Annotated in this window: 26 protein-coding genes and 1 pseudogene; 3 read left to right on the plus strand and 24 right to left on the minus strand. The window is 42.6% G+C overall.

The features are described from left to right. Position 1 precedes the first annotated feature (1 nt). Both ACIRUQ_RS07655 and ACIRUQ_RS07660 read right to left on the minus strand, forming a co-directional pair. Positions 2 to 1,840 (minus strand): ATP-dependent helicase, encoded by a 1,839-nt coding sequence (locus ACIRUQ_RS07655; protein WP_055289179.1) that lies wholly within the window; start codon positions 1,838 to 1,840, stop codon positions 2 to 4. Between the two features lie 3 nt (positions 1,841 to 1,843). After that, positions 1,844 to 3,346 carry a 4Fe-4S dicluster domain-containing protein gene (locus tag ACIRUQ_RS07660; protein ID WP_055289181.1) on the minus strand — a complete coding sequence of 501 codons (1,503 nt, stop codon included), beginning with the start codon at positions 3,344 to 3,346 and terminating at the stop codon, positions 1,844 to 1,846. 202 nt (positions 3,347 to 3,548) lie between these two features. On the opposite strand from ACIRUQ_RS07660, the gene ACIRUQ_RS07665 reads away from it, so the two are divergent. From ACIRUQ_RS07665 to ACIRUQ_RS07675, 3 genes and pseudogenes are all read left to right on the plus strand, one after another. Then, positions 3,549 to 3,749 (plus strand): spore coat associated protein CotJA, encoded by a 201-nt coding sequence (locus ACIRUQ_RS07665; protein WP_082432661.1) that lies wholly within the window; start codon positions 3,549 to 3,551, stop codon positions 3,747 to 3,749. After that, positions 3,733 to 4,002 (plus strand): spore coat protein CotJB, encoded by a 270-nt coding sequence (locus ACIRUQ_RS07670; protein ID WP_022035364.1) that lies wholly within the window; start codon positions 3,733 to 3,735, stop codon positions 4,000 to 4,002. The genes ACIRUQ_RS07665 and ACIRUQ_RS07670 overlap by 17 nt, the downstream gene beginning before the upstream one ends. A gap of 3 nt (positions 4,003 to 4,005) precedes the next feature. Beyond that, positions 4,006 to 4,206 (plus strand): annotated as a pseudogene (locus tag ACIRUQ_RS07675) (manganese catalase family protein); the annotation flags it as partial. A gap of 65 nt (positions 4,207 to 4,271) precedes the next feature. Here ACIRUQ_RS07675 and ACIRUQ_RS07680 read toward each other — a convergent pair. From ACIRUQ_RS07680 to ltrA, 22 genes are all read right to left on the minus strand, one after another. After that, positions 4,272 to 5,237 (minus strand): N-acetylmuramoyl-L-alanine amidase, encoded by a 966-nt coding sequence (locus ACIRUQ_RS07680; protein WP_055289183.1) that lies wholly within the window; start codon positions 5,235 to 5,237, stop codon positions 4,272 to 4,274. Then, positions 5,237 to 5,512, minus strand: coding sequence for a phage holin family protein (locus ACIRUQ_RS07685; protein WP_022035362.1), 276 nt, complete (start codon positions 5,510 to 5,512; stop codon positions 5,237 to 5,239). Before ACIRUQ_RS07685 ends, ACIRUQ_RS07680 begins: the two co-directional genes overlap by 1 nt. Before the next feature lie 2 nt (positions 5,513 to 5,514). Further along, positions 5,515 to 5,838, minus strand: a complete 324-nt coding sequence (locus tag ACIRUQ_RS07690; RefSeq protein WP_022035361.1) for a hypothetical protein — start codon at positions 5,836 to 5,838, stop codon at positions 5,515 to 5,517. 62 nt (positions 5,839 to 5,900) lie between these two features. Further along, complete coding sequence (locus ACIRUQ_RS07695; protein ID WP_022035360.1) at positions 5,901 to 6,764, minus strand: hypothetical protein; 864 nt, start codon at positions 6,762 to 6,764, stop codon at positions 5,901 to 5,903. A gap of 12 nt (positions 6,765 to 6,776) precedes the next feature. Continuing rightward, positions 6,777 to 7,766: a Gp37-like protein gene (locus ACIRUQ_RS07700; RefSeq protein WP_055289185.1), complete on the minus strand. Its 990-nt coding sequence runs from the start codon at positions 7,764 to 7,766 to the stop codon at positions 6,777 to 6,779. After that, positions 7,757 to 8,587, minus strand: coding sequence for a hypothetical protein (locus ACIRUQ_RS07705; protein ID WP_055289187.1), 831 nt, complete (start codon positions 8,585 to 8,587; stop codon positions 7,757 to 7,759). Before ACIRUQ_RS07705 ends, ACIRUQ_RS07700 begins: the two co-directional genes overlap by 10 nt. Further along, on the minus strand, positions 8,587 to 10,677 hold the full coding sequence (locus ACIRUQ_RS07710) for a phage tail tape measure protein (protein ID WP_055289189.1): 2,091 nt from the start codon (positions 10,675 to 10,677) through the stop codon (positions 8,587 to 8,589). The genes ACIRUQ_RS07705 and ACIRUQ_RS07710 overlap by 1 nt, the downstream gene beginning before the upstream one ends. A gap of 49 nt (positions 10,678 to 10,726) precedes the next feature. Then, positions 10,727 to 11,284 carry a Gp15 family bacteriophage protein gene (locus ACIRUQ_RS07715; protein ID WP_055289191.1) on the minus strand — a complete coding sequence of 186 codons (558 nt, stop codon included), beginning with the start codon at positions 11,282 to 11,284 and terminating at the stop codon, positions 10,727 to 10,729. After that, positions 11,281 to 11,721, minus strand: a complete 441-nt coding sequence (locus ACIRUQ_RS07720) for a hypothetical protein (RefSeq protein ID WP_055289193.1) — start codon at positions 11,719 to 11,721, stop codon at positions 11,281 to 11,283. Before ACIRUQ_RS07720 ends, ACIRUQ_RS07715 begins: the two co-directional genes overlap by 4 nt. Continuing rightward, the gene (locus ACIRUQ_RS07725; RefSeq protein WP_055289196.1) at positions 11,711 to 12,214 is read right to left on the minus strand and encodes a hypothetical protein; all 504 of its coding nucleotides are present in this window, start codon (positions 12,212 to 12,214) and stop codon (positions 11,711 to 11,713) included. Before ACIRUQ_RS07725 ends, ACIRUQ_RS07720 begins: the two co-directional genes overlap by 11 nt. After that, entirely contained in the window at positions 12,207 to 12,647 is a 441-nt protein-coding gene (locus ACIRUQ_RS07730) for a hypothetical protein (RefSeq protein WP_055289198.1), read from the minus strand. The genes ACIRUQ_RS07725 and ACIRUQ_RS07730 overlap by 8 nt, the downstream gene beginning before the upstream one ends. Next, positions 12,644 to 13,039 carry a minor capsid protein gene (locus ACIRUQ_RS07735; protein WP_055289200.1) on the minus strand — a complete coding sequence of 132 codons (396 nt, stop codon included), beginning with the start codon at positions 13,037 to 13,039 and terminating at the stop codon, positions 12,644 to 12,646. Before ACIRUQ_RS07735 ends, ACIRUQ_RS07730 begins: the two co-directional genes overlap by 4 nt. After that, a complete protein-coding gene (locus tag ACIRUQ_RS07740) occupies positions 13,039 to 13,461 on the minus strand; it encodes a hypothetical protein (protein WP_055289202.1) in 423 nt (140 codons plus the stop codon). Before ACIRUQ_RS07740 ends, ACIRUQ_RS07735 begins: the two co-directional genes overlap by 1 nt. After that, on the minus strand, positions 13,461 to 13,799 hold the full coding sequence (locus ACIRUQ_RS07745; RefSeq protein WP_055289204.1) for a hypothetical protein: 339 nt from the start codon (positions 13,797 to 13,799) through the stop codon (positions 13,461 to 13,463). Before ACIRUQ_RS07745 ends, ACIRUQ_RS07740 begins: the two co-directional genes overlap by 1 nt. 17 nt (positions 13,800 to 13,816) lie before the next feature. Further along, positions 13,817 to 14,014, minus strand: coding sequence for a hypothetical protein (locus ACIRUQ_RS07750; protein WP_055289206.1), 198 nt, complete (start codon positions 14,012 to 14,014; stop codon positions 13,817 to 13,819). 10 nt (positions 14,015 to 14,024) lie between these two features. Continuing rightward, positions 14,025 to 14,897: a hypothetical protein gene (locus ACIRUQ_RS07755; protein ID WP_055289208.1), complete on the minus strand. Its 873-nt coding sequence runs from the start codon at positions 14,895 to 14,897 to the stop codon at positions 14,025 to 14,027. A 4-nt stretch (positions 14,898 to 14,901) separates the two neighbouring features. Next, positions 14,902 to 15,513 (minus strand): phage scaffolding protein, encoded by a 612-nt coding sequence (locus ACIRUQ_RS07760; protein ID WP_055289210.1) that lies wholly within the window; start codon positions 15,511 to 15,513, stop codon positions 14,902 to 14,904. Positions 15,514 to 15,583: 70 nt separating this feature from the next. Then, the gene (locus tag ACIRUQ_RS07765; RefSeq protein ID WP_082432668.1) at positions 15,584 to 15,754 is read right to left on the minus strand and encodes a cysteine-rich KTR domain-containing protein; all 171 of its coding nucleotides are present in this window, start codon (positions 15,752 to 15,754) and stop codon (positions 15,584 to 15,586) included. Between the two features lie 111 nt (positions 15,755 to 15,865). Beyond that, positions 15,866 to 16,165 carry a DUF4406 domain-containing protein gene (locus ACIRUQ_RS07770; RefSeq protein ID WP_055289212.1) on the minus strand — a complete coding sequence of 100 codons (300 nt, stop codon included), beginning with the start codon at positions 16,163 to 16,165 and terminating at the stop codon, positions 15,866 to 15,868. A 68-nt stretch (positions 16,166 to 16,233) separates the two neighbouring features. Continuing rightward, positions 16,234 to 16,389 carry a hypothetical protein gene (locus ACIRUQ_RS07775; RefSeq protein ID WP_154301469.1) on the minus strand — a complete coding sequence of 52 codons (156 nt, stop codon included), beginning with the start codon at positions 16,387 to 16,389 and terminating at the stop codon, positions 16,234 to 16,236. Next, a complete protein-coding gene (locus tag ACIRUQ_RS07780; RefSeq protein ID WP_055289214.1) occupies positions 16,382 to 17,689 on the minus strand; it encodes a phage minor capsid protein in 1,308 nt (435 codons plus the stop codon). Before ACIRUQ_RS07780 ends, ACIRUQ_RS07775 begins: the two co-directional genes overlap by 8 nt. Before the next feature lie 56 nt (positions 17,690 to 17,745). Continuing rightward, positions 17,746 to 19,632 carry a group II intron reverse transcriptase/maturase gene (gene ltrA, locus ACIRUQ_RS07785; RefSeq protein ID WP_055289432.1) on the minus strand — a complete coding sequence of 629 codons (1,887 nt, stop codon included), beginning with the start codon at positions 19,630 to 19,632 and terminating at the stop codon, positions 17,746 to 17,748. Positions 19,633 to 20,330 lie beyond the last annotated feature (698 nt).

Below are 20,330 nucleotides of genomic sequence, written 5' to 3' on the forward strand. Positions count from 1 at the left end.
TCTACCGTTTTGTCTGAGCAGACTCACACTCAATCAGGAAGCGTGACGGATCCATATCTTTGTTTCGGATCTGATGGGACCAGAGCAGATATAATCGGTTTTTCGCCCGTGTCATTCCGACATAAAACATCCGGCGTTCTTCTTCCAGATCTGCATCCAACACTGCTTTCTTGTTTGGCATGACATTTTCATTCACATCCACCAGAAATACGGTATCATATTCCAATCCTTTCGATGAATGCAGTGTACTCAAGTTGACACCCTCTGCCACTTTATAGCTTTTTGCCTGTTCCTCCAGTTCTTCCCGCAGCTGCTTGATATGTTCAAACCAGCTGTCAAAGGTTTCAAATCCTCTGGCATTTTCCTGTAATTCATCCAGTACATCTGCCAAATCTTCGAACGGAATCCGACGTACCTCTGCGTACTCTCGCAGATAATCCTCATATGCTACGCCTTTTCGAATGTAATTGATGGCAGAATATGGCCGCATTCCAGCGATCACCTTCAGATCCATCTGCAGCTTTTCCAAACGCTGTACCATCCAGCCCTGTTCCTCATAATACTCTTCCCATACATCAAAAGCCACTTCCTCATAGGGCAGACTTTCCCTGGAAAGATATCGTTTCGGACGGTTCATGATTTTCAGAAATGTGCTGCGTCTGCGGTCTCCTCTGGCAATATCTATATATGCAAAGAGATCCCGTGTGATCCAGTGGTCATAAATATTCGGAATCCGGTCTTTTGCTGTAAATGAAATACTGTAATCCAGCATCATCTCCATTAAAAATCGTGGCTGCATGTTTGTTCGAAACAACACTGCCATATCTTTATATTCCATACCTTCCCGGTGCAGACGCAATATTTCCTGTATCACATACAGATTCTGCTCCCGCTGCGTCTGAAATTCCTTTTTTACAACCGGGATACCTGTTTTGGCAGCCGGTGCAATTTTCTTTTCAAATCTTTTTTGATTAAAAGAGATCAGATTTCCTGCATGACGGACAATTTCTGCCCCGGAACGATAATTCGTATCCAGAATTACTTTCCCTGCATCCGGATAGTCTTTTGTGAAATTCAGCATAATCTCCGGTCTGGCACCACGAAATCGGTAAATAGACTGATCATCGTCCCCGACAATAAACAGATTGTCCTGAGGTGCTGCCAACATACGAATAATATCATACTGGATCTGATTAATATCCTGAAACTCATCGATCAGAATATACTGATATTTCCGCTGCCACGCCGCCAGAATATCCGGGCGCTGTACCAACAGTTCTTTACAATACACCAGCATGTCATCAAAATCTATGAAACGGTTCTGATGCAGGAAATTTTCATAAGCTTCAAATATATTTCGAAAGACATCCTGCCCACAGCAGGAAGAATAGTAATGTGCCAGATTTACCGAAGTGTTTTTTATCAGACTGATTTCTGAGAATAGACTGGAAATAAATTCATTTTCGTCATCATACTCCAGGCGCAGACGACGAATGTATTCTTTCATAAACTGCAGACGCTGCTCTTCTTTTACAATATTATCCGCAGTATAACCATAAGCATGTTTTAAAATCATAAAATAGACCGCATGAAACGTACCAAAAGAAACCGGTACTCTCCTGCCGCCCATCAATTTTTCAAACCGCTGTCTCATCTCTGTAGCTGCCGCTTTTGTAAACGTGATCACCAAAATGGCAGATGGCGGTATATGGTATTGGTCGATCAGATGCTGCACACGGCGGGTGATGACCAGGGTCTTTCCTGACCCCGGTCCCGCCAGTACAAGTTCAGGTCCGTCTTTATGCCTGATCGCATTGATCTGACTTGTATCAATCTTCATAAATTATTTTAATTCTATCTCCCGTAATTGTTTTGGAGGCAGTTTTTTCGTAGAATCCTTAACAATCTGCTGTACATCCTTCTTTGCCTCCGGTACCGGGATCAATGTACCTGCTCCGGCTACACATCCGCCCGGACAACCCATACCTTCAATCAGGTATCCGTTCTTTCGTCCGGCTTTTGCAAGCATCAGAACTTTTTTACACTCATCCAGACCTTCTACATGCTCAATCTGTACCTCCACATCCGGATAGTATTCATGGATGCAGTTTTCAATAGCCTTAGATACACCACCGGCTACCGCATAGCCACGGCCGGCTGCTGTTGCATCATGCAGATGTCCCTGACTCTCAATTGTCTTCGGATCAATGCCACGTGCCTCAAACATGGCATCCAGTTCCTCAAATGTAATAACAAAATCCACGTCACTACGGACTGTTTTTCTCATTGCTTCCAGTTTTTTTGCTGCACACGGTCCGATAAACACAACTTTTGCATTCGGATGTTCTTTCTTAATGCTTCGTGCAGTTGCAACCATCGGAGTCAACTCCTTGGATACACTGTCAATAATCTCCGGAAACTGTTTCTTTGCCAACATGGACCATGCAGGACAGCAAGATGTAAGCAGGAACGGTTTCTCTCCTGTTTTTACATGGTACACATAATCATGTGCCTCAGTCACTGCTCCGATATCCGCACCAAGTGCTACCTCATATACCTGTGAAAATCCTAATTTCAGTAATGCCGCATATATCTTATCCGGTGTCGCTTCTTTGCCAAACTGTCCTGCATAAGCCGGTGCGATTTCTGCAACGACTTCGCCGCCATTTTTCATACAACGGATCAGTTGGAAAATCTGGGACTTATCTGCGATAGCACCAAACGGACAGCTTACCATACACATACCGCAGGACAGGCATTTGTCCTGATTAATGACAGCTCTGCCATATTCATCCGATTCAATTGCTTTGACACCGCAGGCAACGGAACAAGGACGTACCTTTTTCCCGATCGCATCATACGGACAAGCACTTTTACATTTTCCACATTTGATACATTTTGACTCGTCAATATGTGCCTGCCCATCCACATGTGTGATCGCATCCCGCGGACAGACCTCCATGCAGGAATGTGCCAGACATCCACGACAAAGGTTACTTACTTCATATACATTATCCTCACATGCGTTACATGCAGACGGAATCACCTGCATCAAAGGTGGTTCATAATACATCTCATCCACAGTAGCTTCATCCAGACCGCTGGTAATATGAACCGGTTTATTCTGTGGTCGAAGAGATAATCCAAGTGCCAGTCTGGTACGTTCGGAACTTACTGCACGCTCTCTGTAAACACTATCTCTGAAACGTGGATTCTCATCCGGAGATAACTTATATGGAATTGACTCCAAGTCATCGTTTATGTTATCAGATTCATACGCAATACGCGCAACCTCAACAAAAACATCCTTTCTCAAATCTGAAACCTGTGTGTGTAATCCTCTCATAAACTAATCACCCTTTCCTATGGTCTCTCCTATCCCTGTCATTAGTTTAAAGCCTAACCCCCTCCATGGTCAATAGAAAACACCCAGGGTACTTAACAAAAAACAATCAGTTACCATTTGCACACTATCCACTATTTTTCATATGATAAAATAAATAAAAATCAGGAAAGGGTTTCATCTATTGAACTGTAATTGTACTTCTATGAACACAGAACGTCAGTATATGACAGATTTTAAACATCCCAACGGCGAAAACCGAACCATCGCCATGGCTTACGTCCCCTGGCAGCAGTTCCGAAATCTGTATGATCTGGAGCAGGCGCTTCAGGTCGGTACCATTTTTGCCGAATTAGATAAACCATTTACCGGGAGGGGAGGCATGTATCGTGAAAACTGCATGTAATGTAGAAAAACAACGTCTGATGAATGCCATCTATCAGTGTGGCTTCGCCATCAGTGATATTACCCTCTTTTTGGATACTCATCCAAAGGATCCGGATGCACTGGATTATTTTCAGCATATGAAACACAAATACAATCATTTTGTAGCTGAATATGAAACAAAATTTGGTCCCCTTACCCAGACCGGAGAACAGAGGCAGAATTATTGGCAGTGGACCGTATCACCATGGCCATGGGAAAGGGGGTACTACTAATTTATGTGGAACTATGAAAAAAGATTACAGTATCCGGTTTGTATCACAAAATCTAATCCGGCGATTGCAAAAGTGATCATCTCTCAGTTTGGAGGTCCGGACGGAGAGCTCTCCGCTTCTATGCGATATCTGTCTCAACGATATGCAATGCCTTACCGGGAAGTTGCAGGATTGTTAACTGATATTGGAACAGAAGAATTTGCTCAAAGAAGATGGAAGTGACTACTACATTATAATAAGAAGGTTTTGGAAACTTTTATATGATTATATTACACTATTACTCTGCCTTTTTCAACTCTGGCAGTAATGTTTCCGGAATAATCGAAATCTACTTTCCCATTGCGGACGAACCATGCACCATACTGGTTTCCAGCAATACCTGTAAAACCAAAGTCTACCTTGCCGCCGGATAATTTCCACCAGCCGTACTCATTGGATTCCACGCTGTTGCAGTTGAAATCTACTTTTCCGTTTACGATGCGCCACCAGCCGTTTTCGTTCTGGGCGATTCCGGTGTAGGTAAAGTCCACTTTACCGTCCCGGACAAACCACCAGCCGTTTTCATTTGGTGCCACGGTGGTCTTGTTTACGATCTGACCATTCTCATAATAATACCAGTTACCGTCAGCTGCAGCCTGATCTGCAACTCTTCCTGTCACTTTGTTCATCTCTACCTCCTGCATCGGTTTGTTCATGATCGCATAAGCCACTGCCTTGGCAATTGCTTTGTAGCCAACTTTCTGATACAGGTTGTGATCGTCCCGGTCATCCACAAAGCAGATCTCCAACAGGAGTGCCGGCGCGTTGGTTTTGTTCAGCACTTTGAGTTTTTTGCTGATCTTTGTGCCACGGTCCGTAAAGCCCAAACCTCGCATGTTGGTGCGGATCCGCTCTGCCAGCTCCGGTTTTCCTTTGTTCATCGCATTTACCCACACTTCGAAACCGCCGATGCGACCGTCTCCCGGATAGTCGTTCCGTCCGGAGTTTAAGTGGAAGGAAATGGAGAACGCTACGCTGTGCGCGTTGGTCTTTGCCACGATCTTATTTAAGACATCGTTCTGGCTGCTTCCGTTGTCTACAGTGTCGTTGTAGACGATCCAGCCGTAGCTGCTCAGAATACTGATCACTTCTTCCACGATCAGACGGTTCTCTTTCGACTCATCCAGTAAGCCTACTGCTCCGCAGGCGGTCTTTCCTGCCGGGTTATGTCCGGCATGAATACTAATTGCTGCCATTACTCATTACCTTCTTTCTTTTCGATATACTGCTTAAATAACTGATGTAATCCGGTTGATGCCAGACCGCTGAATAATCCACTCAAAATAATAGCTGGCGAAATGGTCCACCCGTTGATCCAGATGGCCAATAACACTCCCAGTAACGCACACACTGTCGGAATGTATTTGTTATCCACATCTTTTATCCATTTTTTGATCACATAGCCTACACAAAGGCAGATTCCTACAATTACCGGAATCATGAAATCTGCTAAAAATCCTACATCTGTCATTTTTACTGTCCTTTCTTTTTTAAATGCAATTCTTCAATTTCCTGTTTCATTTTTGTTACCATTCCGTTCCCACCTAATTTATGATATGCATCATACATCTCATTGAAATTCCCATAAGCGTAAGATGGAATTTCTCCCAGCCGCATATATTTATCATGATATTCAATCAGCTGTACACGCAGAAGCAGCATGGTTCCCTTGCTATTTGCGTCCCTGTCCCTTTTCTGCTTTTTCAGCAGCCATACTATGTAACCCATCAATGCTGTTAGTATGATTGGGAGGGCTACAAGGTATGTCTGCAGTAGTATATCATTCACTTTTTTCATCACCCCCCTCTGCCTACGCTATCGGCTCATCAATCGCAATCATCGGATCAGCGCCTTTATTCTCATGCTACCACACTTCCCATTGCGACATACGTCATGTTGATCACCAGCATGGTTGCTGCTGAATTCTGTCCATACAAATACAGCAGTCCATTAGAAATCATGAAAGCTGTAGGTACCGCATTCAGCCAACCATCTCCGCATACCATGCCTGTCCCATATACAGTGCTGTTCGGCCTGTACCCTTCCGGAATCGTGCCGGCAGTCCACCACGTTCCTGCATTGCCTCCGATAGCACCCGTGTGCATATACACAGACAGTGAAACCATCCCATCCGCCGTTTTAGTGATCATGTTGGTTTCACATTGAAATTCTGTTAATAACTTTGCCGTACTGACCTTTCCGATATCGTCCATCCGTTTCGACAACATCTCGATTGTCGGCGACACAGAAAACAGCTTCGTCACGCTTGTAATCGTCAGACCGCTCAGTGATACCCGGTACAACGGGAAATCATCCTGCGTTGCTCCGGACAGAATGTTTCCATTGACATAACTCGGAACACTCGTCTGAATGGATGAACTGGCTTTCCCTTTGATCACCACAAGTTCCGCTGATTCCACCTGTGCACTGGTATCTTTTTTATAACGCATCACGATCAAATCGCTCCGGTGCATTCCCTGTGCCCCATTCTGAATTGTCACTTCCTCATAACTGTTCACCGGGATACGCATGTGCCGTCCCTGGTTGACCAGCTCACCGGATTTAATCTTAATCAGGTTATTTGATACAATCTCCGCTGCAAACTGATTACCGCCGGCCAGGACGTATTTCCCTATTCCGATCACTCCGGCATGTAATGCTCCGGCTGCTTCCGCTGTCACATGTTCTTTTCCGGTGTGCCCTGTAATAATTTCCACTGCCATTTCATCACGCTCCTATTCTCCAATTTGACATTCTACATTGATGCCACTGCTGTTGACTTTCAGTATCTTTTTCACGATGTCTCGTTTTATCGTAACTCCAGTAATTGTCTCCCGTGCTCCCACGATATCACCGACATCATACTCTGTATTATTTTCAAAATCTGTTTCCAACGTATTTGCTGCCGCCCAAGTTTCCTGCAGTCGCTGTGTACCGCCAGTAATCAACTCTTCCTCTGATTCCACGTTGGAATAATCGTAAGTCTCTGTCACTTCATCCACGCCGAAAAACGTCTGTGTTTCTGATATATTTCCCCGCGCATCCATGTACAGATGCCGGACCATCCGCTCACTGAGGTCTCCTTTTCCCAGGCAGATCAGATGATTTACCGGCCGTTCATTGCTGCTGATCTGAAAATTCATCTGGTCAGAATCCCACTCTTCATCCTGGCTATAATCCACCAAAGGTACCGCAGACAAATGCACCTTTCCTTCACGATAATACATGACCAGTTTTGCGCCGGCGCATTTTACCATCTTCCGGATTCCCGTGTATGCATCAATATAACGATCCATCTGATATGAAGTGATTGTGATGCCTGCTTCCTCGCTGGGTGTCTCAAACAGATCTCCAACTCCAATGCGCTGTATCAGAAATCCCAACACCTCATTGGCGTCTCCGGATAACACCAGATAATCCTGCCCGTCATCCGGACACACTATCTTCTTGGACAGTATCCCCTGCCAGGTCCTTCCGGAATAGGTAACCGTCTCTTTTCCAGTATCCACGCAAACACCATCGATCCGGCCACCGTACTCCGTATATTTCACATGACCGGCCACCACATCCTGCATTGCCAGATAATCACCGATACTGCAGCAATGATCGGAAATTGCCATGGTGCACTCAAAATCGTTTTCATCTGATCCGAATGCCAGATCCAATTCGTATCGATCAATCGCCCCAAGCATTGCGTGATTGGAATCTTCGTGAATCAAGTCCATTTTGGCTCAGACCTCCTCTCATACATGGTGATGTCAAACCCAAACAGCCCGCTCCAGGACACGGAATGACTTCCGGAAGCAACCTTCTGAAACACATACCAGTCTCTGTCCTGCAGGTTGTACTGATTGACCTGCTCACCGTCATTTTTCACTTTATATATCTTTTTACTCAGCGAATTAATGACAAGATATTCCCCGGTCTCCAGCTGGCAGTTCACATGGTACTTGTGGCTGCCGATCAGAATCTCCGGATTTTCACAAGGGCCATAAACTACCATTTCAAAATCTGCATCCGAGATGGCTTCATTCAACAGAATCCGGCTCGACATCCCATTGTAATAATCAAACGGATAATCATGTGGATAGTCCATGTTATTTCCGCTGCCAGATGTTTCCTGCGGCTGGAAAATGTACTTTGATTCATAGATCCAGTCTTCACCATCCGGTAGCACATCAAATGTGACCGTTGTTTTTCTGGTTTGAACGTATTTTCCAGATTTTGTACTTTTGATTACATAACACTTCAAATATCCTGATCCAACATAAATTCTTCCCGCCGTTCCTGTAACAACATCTATATCGAAAAAATCTGATAACTCACTGAGCTTCTGCATACATTCTGTTACAGTACCTGCAGATACCACAACGCTAATGTTTCTTTTCGTAGACTTTCGCCTGATACTCATCTGTGGGCGACCATTATAATTATTTGTGGAATAATTCCACTCGTAATCCCATAAAGAGGATTTTGCGAGCATCTTATATGCTCCACGATCCAGATACAGCCGCTTACCTGCACTGTTCTGATAATAAATTTCCATTATGCCATGCTCACTCCTCTCACGAATCTTCCCAATTCCCGGTTATTGGCTCTGAATGTAAATCCAGCACGTTCAAATGCATCTACTGTCGCATCTGCAAAACAACCATAATCAAATCCTCCACTGTTGCCTGTCATATTGGCCTGCATTGTTCCGATATTCGCTTTGACTGCATCGTTAAACGGTGTATACGGATCATAATCATCAAATGGATCCTCGAATCCCTCTATACACATCTTTCCAATCCAGGCAAATTTCTTTGACGGAGAATGGATATCAAGAGTATCTTTTACACCATCAACAATCCCAGAAAAGAAATTGTGAATCTTATCTTTGAACCATCCGATCATATTCTGAATACCCTGCCATAAGCCTTTTACGATATTGCCGCCTATTTCAAGCATCTTGCTAGGCAGGTTTTTCAAACCGTCTACAACAGCTGTCAAAAGCCCCTTGGCAGCTTCTGCACCTTTTTCACGCAGCTTTGAATTCCATTCGCTGACTTTCGCCACCGCGTTCAACAACCAGGTTTCAATATTGGAAGGTAAATTCTTAAAAAAGTTGATTACATTTTCCAGAAAAGCCTTTCCTGCTTCCCTCGCTTTTTCCGGCAATGTAATACACCATACTATGATTTTTCCAAGTGCATATCCAAGCCAGTAAGCAATATTATCTGGCAGTGCAATAAACCATTGCAGAAGATTATTGAACATTTCCGGAATCTTTTCTGTAAAGAAAGACTTGACCGCATCCCAGACCGTAAAGAAAATATCTTTGATATTCTGCCAGAGATTAATCCAGAACTGTCGGAATTCATCGCAGTTATTCCACAGGTAGATAAACGCTGCCACCAATGCAGCGATTGCCATAGCAATCCACCATACCGGGCATGCCAAAAATGCACTATTCAGCAAATACTGTGCCACTGTCATTTCTGCTTCCGCTGCTGCCGCGATTAACGCTTGTGCCTGCATCACACCAAACGCAACACCCAAAGCTACCAAAAACGGCACCAAGATCTGTGCATTTTCAATCAACCACTGGAAGCCATCCAAAACCGCAGCAATCACAGGCTCTGCTTTTTCAAAAACCTTGATAAACAGATCATTCGCTGTTTCTTTCACCTGCTTCATTTTGCCATCGGCAGTATCCATCATGGTGCTGTAGGCATCTTCGGTCGTTCCGGAGCTGTTTCCCAGATCATCCAGACTCTGCCGGAAGTTATCTGTTCCCTGTGTCAGTATCGCGTTGGCTGCTTTTCCGGCTTCAGCACTTCCCCACAAATTCATCAATGCGGAAGAATCACCATCAACAGAAGCCATCAGAATATCCAGTACATCTGCCAGACTGTATCCATTATCCATCAGCTGTGAAAATGACATGCCTGTCTTTTCCTGGAGGACTTTTCCGACATCTGAACCACTGTCACCTAGTTCATTCATCATCGATGACAAATATGTAGTTGATTCCGCTGTGCTGATACCACCCTTGGTCAGTGAAATGTATGCAGCGTTCAGATTTTCCAGATTCACACCATAAGCAGAACCGGTTGAAATCGCACGTCCCATATTGGAAGCCAGTTCATCCACCGTTGTAACACCTTTGTTCTGAACCAGGATAAACTCATCGGCAATCCTGCTGGCATCATCCGCGCTCAATCCATAAGCATTGATAGCAGTCGTCAAGCCACTCATTGCTGTTGACGATGATGTAAAACCACCAACAGATAGTTTTGCCGCTGTCTGCACCGCTGCCAGTGCCATCCCCATATCTTCCGTAACAGGAATACCGGCGGACATTGCCTGATACAGTGTTTCATTCAGTTCTTCCGCAGAAATGCCCGTCTGTTTTGACATATCCACAATCTTACTTTTTAAATTATCTGTATCAACACTGACGTCACCAAACAACGTGCTTGCCTTGGAAAATGATGTTTCAAAACTGCTGCCAACTTCCCAGACCTGCTGAGATACGTCTTTGAGCATTTTTCCAATACCAAGCGCAGCAATTGTCTTTTTTAACGATGACAATCCAGACTCTATACCGGTCTCATCTAATTTTGTATCAAAAAGCAAACTTCCATCTGCCATGTCCTGCACCTCTTTCATCTATGGCGCAGGCGCTGTGGCTCAGGCTCTTTTAACTTCCAAAATACTGATTAAATTCTTCCTCTGCTTCTTTTTCTTCCTCCGTCTCTTCCGGGAGCGGAGTCCATGCGTACTTCAATTTCCGATACTGCTGTTCCGGTTTTTCCTGTTTCGCACCGGTATAAGCACGATATCCCATAATCTCATTGAGCATTGTTCCGGAAAGCCCTTTCAGCAATGCCAAAAACTTATGCCAGTGCAATCTGGTTTCCATCAGATCAATCCTGTAATTTTGCATAAACGCTGCATAAATGTAATCACCATCATATTCGTAATAAAGCGTCTGATCACCGTCGCCGGATCCATTAGGGACCTTGCATGACGGAAAAGCAAAATCAAATATCCCGGTATAATCTTCTACGCAGTAAAAAGCAGGCGGTTCCACAGAAAATAAATAAGCGATATCCATCACCCCTCTGCATCCGGCATTTTTCCACCGCTGGAACTCAATGCAGAAACGCATCCATATCCGAAAGTCTGTGTGTATAGAAAAATCCCTGCCTTGTACCTGAATGGTATTTGGCAGAGACTTCTCTGTCAGATCGATCATGCCCCGAAACGTCCCATCATGGACTGACTGTTCTTCGGCATCTTGTCAACGGTCTGGATCAATTTGTTGAGTTCTTCCGGTTTTTCAAGAATTTTCATGATCGTCTGAACGGTTTTGTCATTCTCATCAATTGCAATACTGTTTGCTGCACGTTTCGCCTGCAGTAACGGTCTGTCATATCCCGCACGGATTCCAAGATAAGAAATAGTGATCGCATTCAGATCAACTTCATCAAAGTTATCTGTTTCAAAAATCTCCATGGCTGCTTCCGATCCTACTGTTTTCCGGACAAAATCATACATGGTCTTATACTTTCGATCCTGTGATACTGACATGGATGCATTCTGCTTGTCAATTTCCTCCATCTCCTTACTGATCTTCGCTGTATACTTTGGTAGCGAATACCCCAGATTGTTGTACACCAGTTCATACTGCATTGCTTGCTACCTCCTCTGTGCTTGCTTTAAAAGTCGGCGCACCTGCGCTCATGGTTGCAACACCATTTGTGATATCTCCGGCAAAGATTACTTTAAAGTTCAGTTTCTTATCCACTGCTGCAAGATCCTGTACGGACAATACGGAATCTGTCTCCCAGGCAAGATATCCACCGCCACTTGCCGGTTCATGCATAAACACAATCATGCATTTTATATGTGCTTCCTGCCCTGTCTTTCGTTCATAAAAATACGGCCATACCATCTCATAATCATCTTCCCCTTTGTACATAGTCAGATCCTGGTCAATCGATGGCTTGTACCGGTCTACCTCTGTGGTCGGATTCTCATCTGCAATATAATCATACTCATTTTCTTCCGGATTCATGGAAATGGTCAGTGTTTCTGACTTTTTAATCCGCTTATATCCGGTTCCCGGATCCAGAAACAATCCAATCTTATGCTTTTTTACAAGCTGTTTTACTGCTTCACTCATTCGCTTCACATCCTCCTCTTTCTTTCAAATACTGGATGGCAATCGATAACTGGTAAATTGCACTCGCATCTTCCTGTGAAACAATGGAATTGGAATCAGATACGTCGATATCCATACAGATTAGCTTTCCTGCCTTTGACAGATCCGGATAATCTTCCTCCATGTTTCTTTCTTCTACCCAGTTTTCCAGATTAGCCAGCATCTGCTGATTATTGACACGCTCTGGATTTAACTGTGTTGACTTCCGTGCTACCAGTTGGAAATATTCTGTGACCAGCTGACTGCCGTCCATATATTCCGTAACATTCTTATTCGGAGTTTTGAAGATGGCATAAGTGCCATCCTCCGCTTCAATCTGGTCAACCGCACACTCGGCAAACTCCATTTTCTGATACTCGCCAAGCCATTCGATGATACATTCTGATATTGTCACTTGTTTAATGCCTCCTGCGCTGCCTTTAAGATTGCTGCCTTACCACCATTATTCTTCATGTGTTCAAACCAATATTCGGTACGATTGTTCTCATGCTGCATCGGAATATAATACTGTTTCCTCGCGTACACCGTTCGGTAGATTACATTTCCACTACCAAGCTCTGTGTGCTCACTTCCACTTTGTTTTAAGGTCCCAGTATCAAACGGTACCAATGGATCACATCTCCGCAGCACTTCACTATCAATCATCTGCTGGACTTCATACAGCCTTTTGTTAATTTTCTCCTGTGTTCCGGGATTAAAAGATACTTTTACATTGGAAACTGTACCCTCGGCAGTCATCTTTAAAACAAAATCTCTGGGGCAGTGTACATTAAATGGATTTCCCATTATTTACACACCACCTTGTAATGCTTTAACAGTGGGACGTCTGTATTATCTGAAAGACTGCACACTGTTCCGGATTTCTGAAAATCTTTCTGCAGATCCGTAATCGTATATGCATCACTTATCACGCTTTTCACATCTCCGCATACAATCACATCATGGTTTTTCATTGGATTGATGGTCCAGAAATCTCCCAGAGCCTCCTTCCGCATTCCAGAATATGAAACTGCATCGATATACGTTTTACCGCTAGTATCTGCTTCCGCCGGAATGATAATCGTCAAAAGCTGCGTAAACACAACCGCTCCGGAAGATGCTACGGTCCGTTCCGATCCATACCGGTAAGAAACACCGTGAATTACCGTCCTGTGCCATGTTTTTGATACAGCATGATAATTATATAGCGTAATAGTCTGGTCATTCATTAAAATACACCTGCCAATCTTGTCCCGATGCAGTCATAAATCATTTCCCTCATAGAATCCATGAGTTGTTCCTTATTCTGTAAAGCGTAGCTTTCGGAATACCCATTATTGTTTACGGATGAAACGGCTTTGCCTGATAAACCTGCCTGATTTGTGTAGAGGAAATTGCAGATCTGGAATATTGCATTTTTCTCATCTACCGGATCAACATCCATGTATTCTCCAACTACTTTGCGATATTCTATTTCTGCCTGTTGTTCTACCGCATCAAATTTTGATTCTGGAACGATGTTAGGAAAATGGGAGACATAATACTCCCAACCGATAATCTGTGACATTTATATCTCCCACCTTTCTAGGCTTTGCCTTTTAACGCTGCAATCTCCGCATGAAGAGATTCGTTCTCCTCATGCAGCGCATCATTCTCAGTCTCCAATTCCTCGACCTTATTTTTCAATCTCGTATTGGAAGTCTTCAAGTTTTTATTTTCCTTTTTCAGTTCCTCCGTGCTGTCCGCTTCCGGTTTTACAGCACCTACACCGATTGTTCTCATGATTGTCCTCCTATTTTGCTTTCGTACACATAAAGATACCTGCACATTTGTTCTTGTACACATCCACCAGTCCATACTTACGGTATTTTAAGATATCCGCATCTGCATCCGCATTCATAGCTGCTGGAATAATATCATGTGCAACATGTTTATCATATTTCATAACAGCTGGCTTATGGATGATCATAAAGTTAATATCCTTTGCAGATGCATTTTTCTTATAGTGGCCTGCTTCCTCACCTGTTTTACCACTTAACAGATCAATAGCTGTGTAGAAGCGGCTCTGCGGTACCTTTCTCTTGATTGCAAAGCAATTTAAAATCTCTCTGGATTTTGTAGTATCCAGCGCCATAACACCGTTCATCAGCGTCGGTGTCGCATACAGGATTCTTCCTTCTTCCGGAACTTCATCCTCATCCATCTTATTTTTTGCATCAATCAGTGCTTCCAGGAACTGTACTGCATCCGTAAAATCCTGACCTTCCAGTTTGGAAATTCCTTCCATTGCAGCAATGGTTGCAAAAGTAAAAGCATCTGATTCCGGTGCAACTTTTGTTCGCATCAGCTCCGCGCCACCACGTGCAAAGGCAAGTTTTTCGGACTCCTGATCGTCCATTACATCAACAGAGATCTTTGTTCCACGGTCATAATTGCATTTGGAAGTTTTCCACTTCAAATCAACCGCACCAGTGGTATATCCGGTATTGCGGTCATAATCTCCCAGACCGGTTACATCGATCTGCGGATAAATTACCTCTCCCACATTTGCACCGGCTCTCACCATGGTTGCATCACAGGTCAGATCAGAAGTAACAGAAGCTAATTTGTATACTTCATCTAAGTTGGCTACATAATTTTTTGGTAATACTAATGTGTTTGGCATTTACTTATTTTCCTCCTTCTCCTACCGGCGGAAGTCCCATAGCAGCTCTGCAGTCTGCTTCTTCTTTTTCTTCCGGTGTCAGCTTGCCGCCACCGATATCTCCAATCGGGTTTCCTTTTCCGGCAATTTCAATTGCATCTCCAAAAAGCATCTTGCTGTCCTCGGCTTCGGTCAAAGTTTTGATTGCCGCTGCAATGTCCTCTTTCTGGTTTTTGGACTGCATCAGTGTTTCTGTATCCAGTAAAGCAGTGATTGCTTTCACATTCTTGCCATGTGCCGCTGCAATCCCCTCTTTGATCAGATCGTTAAAATCACGCTCTGCCAGCTTTTTCTGATAATCAGATTCAATATTGCCTTTTTCTGTCTCCAGATCAGTAATTCTCTGATTCAGTGCGGATACATCCACATCTTTATACTCATCCAGTTTCGTCTGCAAATCTTTCATTGCAGTATCACTCGCTTTGATCGTATCATTTGCCTTGGTCAGCTTCTCTGTCTGTTTATCATAATCTGCCATGGTCTTATAATTCTCCAGAACAGCTTTCTCGAAGTCTTTTTTATGATCCTCCGGCACTTCGATTCCGAACTCTTTCATAATGTCAAAAATATTTTTCATGGTTTCTGCCTCCTAAAATGATTTATGAATCGCATTTTCTGCGATCAGGATATAAAAAAGCACCGGATAATCAAACCTTTTCAGATTCAACTATTCGGCGCTTCGGCTCTATTGTTATGACTGATTCATTCCTACAGCGTTTGCAGTATGCCGGGTAATTTACCAGTTCGGTATCTTCCCGCAAAAGAATCATCTTTGGGTTGCCACATACCGGGCAACCATACCAGTATTTTTTTAACATGATTATTATAACCCAGTTGTCTGTTGCAGGCAACCATTCCTTTCCAACTTTTTATATCGCATGGAACGCTTCACCCTGCGTCCCGGCGGGAGATATTGGATCACCGCCTTTCTATGCGACAATACTTTTGAATCCATACGCAATCGCACAATCGTGTTCGATGATGCAGCCACGTGCATCTTCCCAACCCGGTGCAAAATAGACTACATCTGCATCTGCCAAAAGTTCCAAAGATTTTCCCAAGAACCACAATGGTTTTGCACCTGCCGGTGCTTTTTCAAAGAAAGAATCGATCACTTCCACCGGTTCTCCCACCAGTTCAGATGCCTTTTCAATTGCTTTGGCGCGTTCTTCCTTGATTTCCTCGTCTGTCTTGCCGCGCATCGGCTGGCTGATAAATAATTTTTTCATGTTCTTTTACCTCTTCCTTTCTTAAAAATGGGTATAAAAATACCACTAACCATTTCTGATCAGTGGTATCAATCAATATTAATCTTAAAATCGCACTTATCACAACTAAAGTGATGCAGATTATTTCCTTTGTGCGTAACTTTTCCTTTTTTGCATTCCGGACACTGTACAGTTCCGCCTGCTCTTAGGATTTTTAATATTTTTCCGTCCTCTTTATCAATCATGATACACAGCCCTCCATTTATAGTCTGGATATCTCTCATTTACTGATTTAATTATACTCCTCAAATCATCACCCGTCAATTTTCCTTTTCGATGTTTCATTGCCTGGGCATCACATACACATTCTACATGTCTTCCGCATTCCTCCGGGTAATCCAGATGTGTTTTTTCATGTATAAGCGTTTCCACAACTTTCTTTTTTGTTTTACATTGCAAAGCGTTTATGTATATCCTCTTGCCACGTTGATATCCATACAAATTTTCCATTCCCATATCTTCAACAGATGATTTGTTATTTAGAATTTGTACATCAATATTATTTTTTTCGATAAATTCTATAACTTCCTGTCCTATCTCACTTCGTTTCAGGTCTTTATAGATATTCTCTGCCAAAATAACATCGCCTTTTTCTACTGGCTCCACTGAAAACAATTTTTCAGCTGCTTCCCTTCTTGCACGTGACACATTGACTCTTTGAGTAGTTTGCGTCTTTTTCAAATCAGACGTTCCCTTAATAACCCTTAACCGGTTATCCTTTGCCCGGATTCCCATTGCATTACTGAAATTATGATATTCCTTGATCTGCTTGCGCTTCTGTGCTTCCAAAACAGAAGTATCACCGCCGATTGCTTTCTGTGCTTCAATCTCCCGTTGGGTTGCCCGGATATCACGCTCCATCTTGCGCTGTTTCTGGGTTGCCTGATAATAATTATACGTTTTACCGTGATACTCTTGCGGTTTTGGCTCATCTGGCCATGTGTTCGGCTCACTGACTCCTTCAAAAAACGGATAGAAATCATGTCGGCAGTTGATTCCCTTTAACCCGTCCACTTCTCCATAATGGCAGGCAGAAAAATTCGGGTATTTTTTATTCTTTCCGCTACGGCTGTAAATCTTTCCCTGCCATTCAGCATGTTCCGGACGTGCTCCCCAGTGTGCACTGACTTCCACCAGATCAGTATCCGTCTCTTCAATGTAGTGCATGGAGATCTGACCGGCAAGCTGACTGTTTGCGGTCCGTATCGCCATTCGTGCAGCCGTATCTAGCTGGTACGTTCTCCCAGAAGTATAATCAATACTGCGAAGTCCACTCTGTGCCAGTTCTTTCACACAATCATTCACACACTGATCATAAGAAAAGGTTCCAGTAGCCATTTTTATCAATGCCTTATCCAGATACTGCCTGTATGCATTTTTTAAAGCGGTAGTGCCATGTACACCTTTAATAGCGATAGGTAACTCTTTGATATTATCTCTAAGTTTTCCCCCGCTCCGCACCGTACGTGAGTCTTTCGAGCTCATACGGCGCTCCCCCGTTTAGATTTACGTTATTGTTAAAATTACTTACTTAATACTTATTAATTCGAATTCACCCTTGCTATTACTTCCAAATTGCATTTTGCTCTCAATTTGTTTATTTTATCAAGTTGCATACTATCTGGTTTTATTTGTTCTAGCAATCTATCTATTGTATCAGCATTTACAGCATGTATTAATCTGTGTATATCTGCTCTCACATAGATAAGATTTTTAAACTCATCAGTTCCTCCAAGGCTTATCGGCTTTTGGTGATGACAGTGCATATTGTCAATTGTGAGTTCTGTTCCCATCACTCTGCACTTTCCTTTCTGCGCCGTATACACCGTAACTCGATTATCCATATATTCCATGCTTTTGTTAACAAACGTTTGGGTTAACAACGAGTGGAGAATTTCCATATTTATTCCTTGTCCAGTATTCATTGCCTCTCTGCCTGCTATTGTATACTTATTGTACTTTCTTGGTACAAATTTGGCATCTACATTGTTTACTGCTCCTATTGGAATAATACATTTCTTATGGATATATCTGATTTGTGCTGATTTACCATAGTTATCACTAATGTATCCTTTTGGCACACTTCCATTTTTGCTATATTCTTTGCCTATTCTGTTTGCAAACACATAATGCATATGCTGTTGCACTGGTTCCAGGTCAAGATAAACACAGGTTGCAATTCTATAATAGTTGTGTATTCCTATTACTATAGAATTATATCTGTTTATTGTGAGAAAAAGCTCATTTTTGTCATGCGGTTTTTGCATTTCTTTCACTTTTCCTATTAGTGCCTTTTGGATTCGTTCAATATTTTTAGGACTGATATGTGTCACGCATATTCTTTTATTGCCTTTAATGGCAGTTCCTATTGTGAATCCCAAGAAGTCAGATTTATCAGTTTTCAGATTTACTACTTTGGTCTTTTCTTCGCTGATTTCAAGCTTTAATTCTTCTTTCAACCACTTTGTTGTTGCTATATAGACTCTTTTGGCTGAATCGAGATTTTTGCAGAACAATTTAAAATCATCTGCATATCTCACAAAGAAAACCTCTTTAAGATTTGAATAATCTCTCATCGACGAGAATTTATGCGCTCTGTTTACACTTCCATTTTCATGTACAGCACATGCGTATTCTTTTTTGGTAGGAAATCCAGCCCATTGACTGTCAATCCACCAATCAAGGTCATTTAGAACAATGTTTGCTAATAAGGGACTAAGCACTCCGCCTTGCGGCGTTCCTCTTTCAGGCTTAATAATAGTTCCATCTGGAAGTTTTACGTTTGCCTTTAGCATCTTCTTAATGATGCATAGAAGTCTTTTATCCCTGAAGCCCATGTTCCATAGCTGCGACATTAATTTCTTGTGGTTTACATTATCAAAGAAGCCTTTTATATCAAAATCCACTACATAATAGAGTTTTTGTAACTGTATCAGCTTCATTGTCTGCGCCATGGCTGTTTCACAAGATTTTAGTGGTCTGAAACCATTACTGTTCGAATGAAATTTCGCTTCAGCAATAGGTTCCATAACTTGCAGAATTGCCTGTTGTATGATTCTATCCCATATACTCGGTATTCCAAGTGGTCTGAGCTTACCATTGGCTTTTGGTATTTCTACCCTCTTGACTAACTTTGGATTGAAATTTTGAAGTTTTGCTTTAATCTTTTGGATTGCAACGTCTTCATCCATTTCTTTTATTTCCTTTATTGTCATGCCATCACAACCTGCTGTATAGCTGCCCGTATTTTTCTTGATATTCCTATATGCTAACTTTAAATTACTCTCATTTGTGATAATCTCCATTAGCTTGTAGAAATTATAGCCTTGTTGACTTTTTGCATAGAGGTCATCAAACGTTTCCTCCATGTTATAGTAACTGTTATTTCTGATTTTTATGTCATCTTTCTTCTTGCTTGAAGTATACATAGACATCCACCTCCTTCTTTGATTTCTCTTGGAAGACGATGAATTCTTTTTTGTCTTACTCGAACTATGTTTGTAAGTAATATATTTTGTGTAAATCTACACGGCTTGTGGCTATTGCTCCATTTTCATTACAAAAACTTCAGCGCTCCTGCCACTACTCTCACTATGATTAAAAGTAGTTATAGATATAACATTTCCTACTTACTATGTTATAGAAAATAAAGTTTCAACATATTCACAGCTTTCCTCGTTCCTATATTTCTTTCTTAGCATCTCGTACTTAGGTGCTTCCTTTGAACCCTCATGCTTGACAGTGCCTGTAACACTGTATGGTCTTTCATTTGGACTATTATTACTTAACCACACATGAACTGCTCTTGGCAGCCCCGCCAGTTTCCTTGGCGGTCCCGTATTTTAAGGTCCGTACATTCAGAAGTTCGTCAGTTGCTATCTCAAACAACATACTCACCATATACGAGCGTCGACGCCCGCCCTATCAGTTACCTTGCCTACTTATTACTCCTCTTTTCTCACAGGTGTGCCCTAGCACTTTTGTACCAATGATACTTCAAAGACTTTTTTCAGTTTAGGTTCCTTTCAGACGACTTTACCGAGCTTATAACATTTCATGCTTTATCATGCAATGCTATTCGGAGGTCTCAGCGCAAATTCTTCAAGGCGTTACCCTATCATTTAAT

This window comes from Eubacterium ramulus (assembly GCF_045002895.1).
In the GTDB taxonomy this organism is placed as follows: domain Bacteria; phylum Bacillota; class Clostridia; order Lachnospirales; family Lachnospiraceae; genus Eubacterium_I; species Eubacterium_I ramulus.

Bases quoted from the DNA above. Each gene is read 5' to 3' on its own strand.
- ACIRUQ_RS07745 (WP_055289204.1), bottom strand. From the start codon at position 13,799: ATGTCACAGATTATCGGTTGGGAGTATTATGTCTCCCATTTTCCTAAC.
- ACIRUQ_RS07710 (WP_055289189.1), bottom strand. From the start codon at position 10,677: ATGGCAGATGGAAGTTTGCTTTTTGATACAAAATTAGATGAGACCGGT.
- ACIRUQ_RS07665 (WP_082432661.1), top strand. From the start codon at position 3,549: ATGAACACAGAACGTCAGTATATGACAGATTTTAAACATCCCAACGGC.
- ACIRUQ_RS07780 (WP_055289214.1), bottom strand. From the start codon at position 17,689: ATGAGCTCGAAAGACTCACGTACGGTGCGGAGCGGGGGAAAACTTAGA.
- ACIRUQ_RS07750 (WP_055289206.1), bottom strand. From the start codon at position 14,014: ATGAGAACAATCGGTGTAGGTGCTGTAAAACCGGAAGCGGACAGCACG.
- ACIRUQ_RS07685 (WP_022035362.1), bottom strand. From the start codon at position 5,512: ATGACAGATGTAGGATTTTTAGCAGATTTCATGATTCCGGTAATTGTA.
- ACIRUQ_RS07680 (WP_055289183.1), bottom strand. From the start codon at position 5,237: ATGGCAGCAATTAGTATTCATGCCGGACATAACCCGGCAGGAAAGACC.
- ACIRUQ_RS07775 (WP_154301469.1), bottom strand. From the start codon at position 16,389: ATGATTGATAAAGAGGACGGAAAAATATTAAAAATCCTAAGAGCAGGC.
- ltrA (WP_055289432.1), bottom strand. From the start codon at position 19,632: ATGTATACTTCAAGCAAGAAGAAAGATGACATAAAAATCAGAAATAAC.
- ACIRUQ_RS07760 (WP_055289210.1), bottom strand. From the start codon at position 15,513: ATGAAAAATATTTTTGACATTATGAAAGAGTTCGGAATCGAAGTGCCG.
- ACIRUQ_RS07740 (WP_055289202.1), bottom strand. From the start codon at position 13,461: ATGAATGACCAGACTATTACGCTATATAATTATCATGCTGTATCAAAA.
- ACIRUQ_RS07705 (WP_055289187.1), bottom strand. From the start codon at position 8,587: ATGGAAATTTATTATCAGAACAGTGCAGGTAAGCGGCTGTATCTGGAT.
- ACIRUQ_RS07690 (WP_022035361.1), bottom strand. From the start codon at position 5,838: ATGAAAAAAGTGAATGATATACTACTGCAGACATACCTTGTAGCCCTC.
- ACIRUQ_RS07660 (WP_055289181.1), bottom strand. From the start codon at position 3,346: ATGAGAGGATTACACACACAGGTTTCAGATTTGAGAAAGGATGTTTTT.
- ACIRUQ_RS07735 (WP_055289200.1), bottom strand. From the start codon at position 13,039: ATGGGAAATCCATTTAATGTACACTGCCCCAGAGATTTTGTTTTAAAG.
- ACIRUQ_RS07720 (WP_055289193.1), bottom strand. From the start codon at position 11,721: ATGCAGTATGAACTGGTGTACAACAATCTGGGGTATTCGCTACCAAAG.
- ACIRUQ_RS07770 (WP_055289212.1), bottom strand. From the start codon at position 16,165: ATGAAAAAATTATTTATCAGCCAGCCGATGCGCGGCAAGACAGACGAG.
- ACIRUQ_RS07765 (WP_082432668.1), bottom strand. From the start codon at position 15,754: ATGTTAAAAAAATACTGGTATGGTTGCCCGGTATGTGGCAACCCAAAG.
- ACIRUQ_RS07695 (WP_022035360.1), bottom strand. From the start codon at position 6,764: ATGGCAGTGGAAATTATTACAGGGCACACCGGAAAAGAACATGTGACA.
- ACIRUQ_RS07725 (WP_055289196.1), bottom strand. From the start codon at position 12,214: ATGAGTGAAGCAGTAAAACAGCTTGTAAAAAAGCATAAGATTGGATTG.
- ACIRUQ_RS07700 (WP_055289185.1), bottom strand. From the start codon at position 7,766: ATGGACTTGATTCACGAAGATTCCAATCACGCAATGCTTGGGGCGATT.
- ACIRUQ_RS07755 (WP_055289208.1), bottom strand. From the start codon at position 14,897: ATGCCAAACACATTAGTATTACCAAAAAATTATGTAGCCAACTTAGAT.
- ACIRUQ_RS07655 (WP_055289179.1), bottom strand. From the start codon at position 1,840: ATGAAGATTGATACAAGTCAGATCAATGCGATCAGGCATAAAGACGGA.
- ACIRUQ_RS07715 (WP_055289191.1), bottom strand. From the start codon at position 11,284: ATGATCGATCTGACAGAGAAGTCTCTGCCAAATACCATTCAGGTACAA.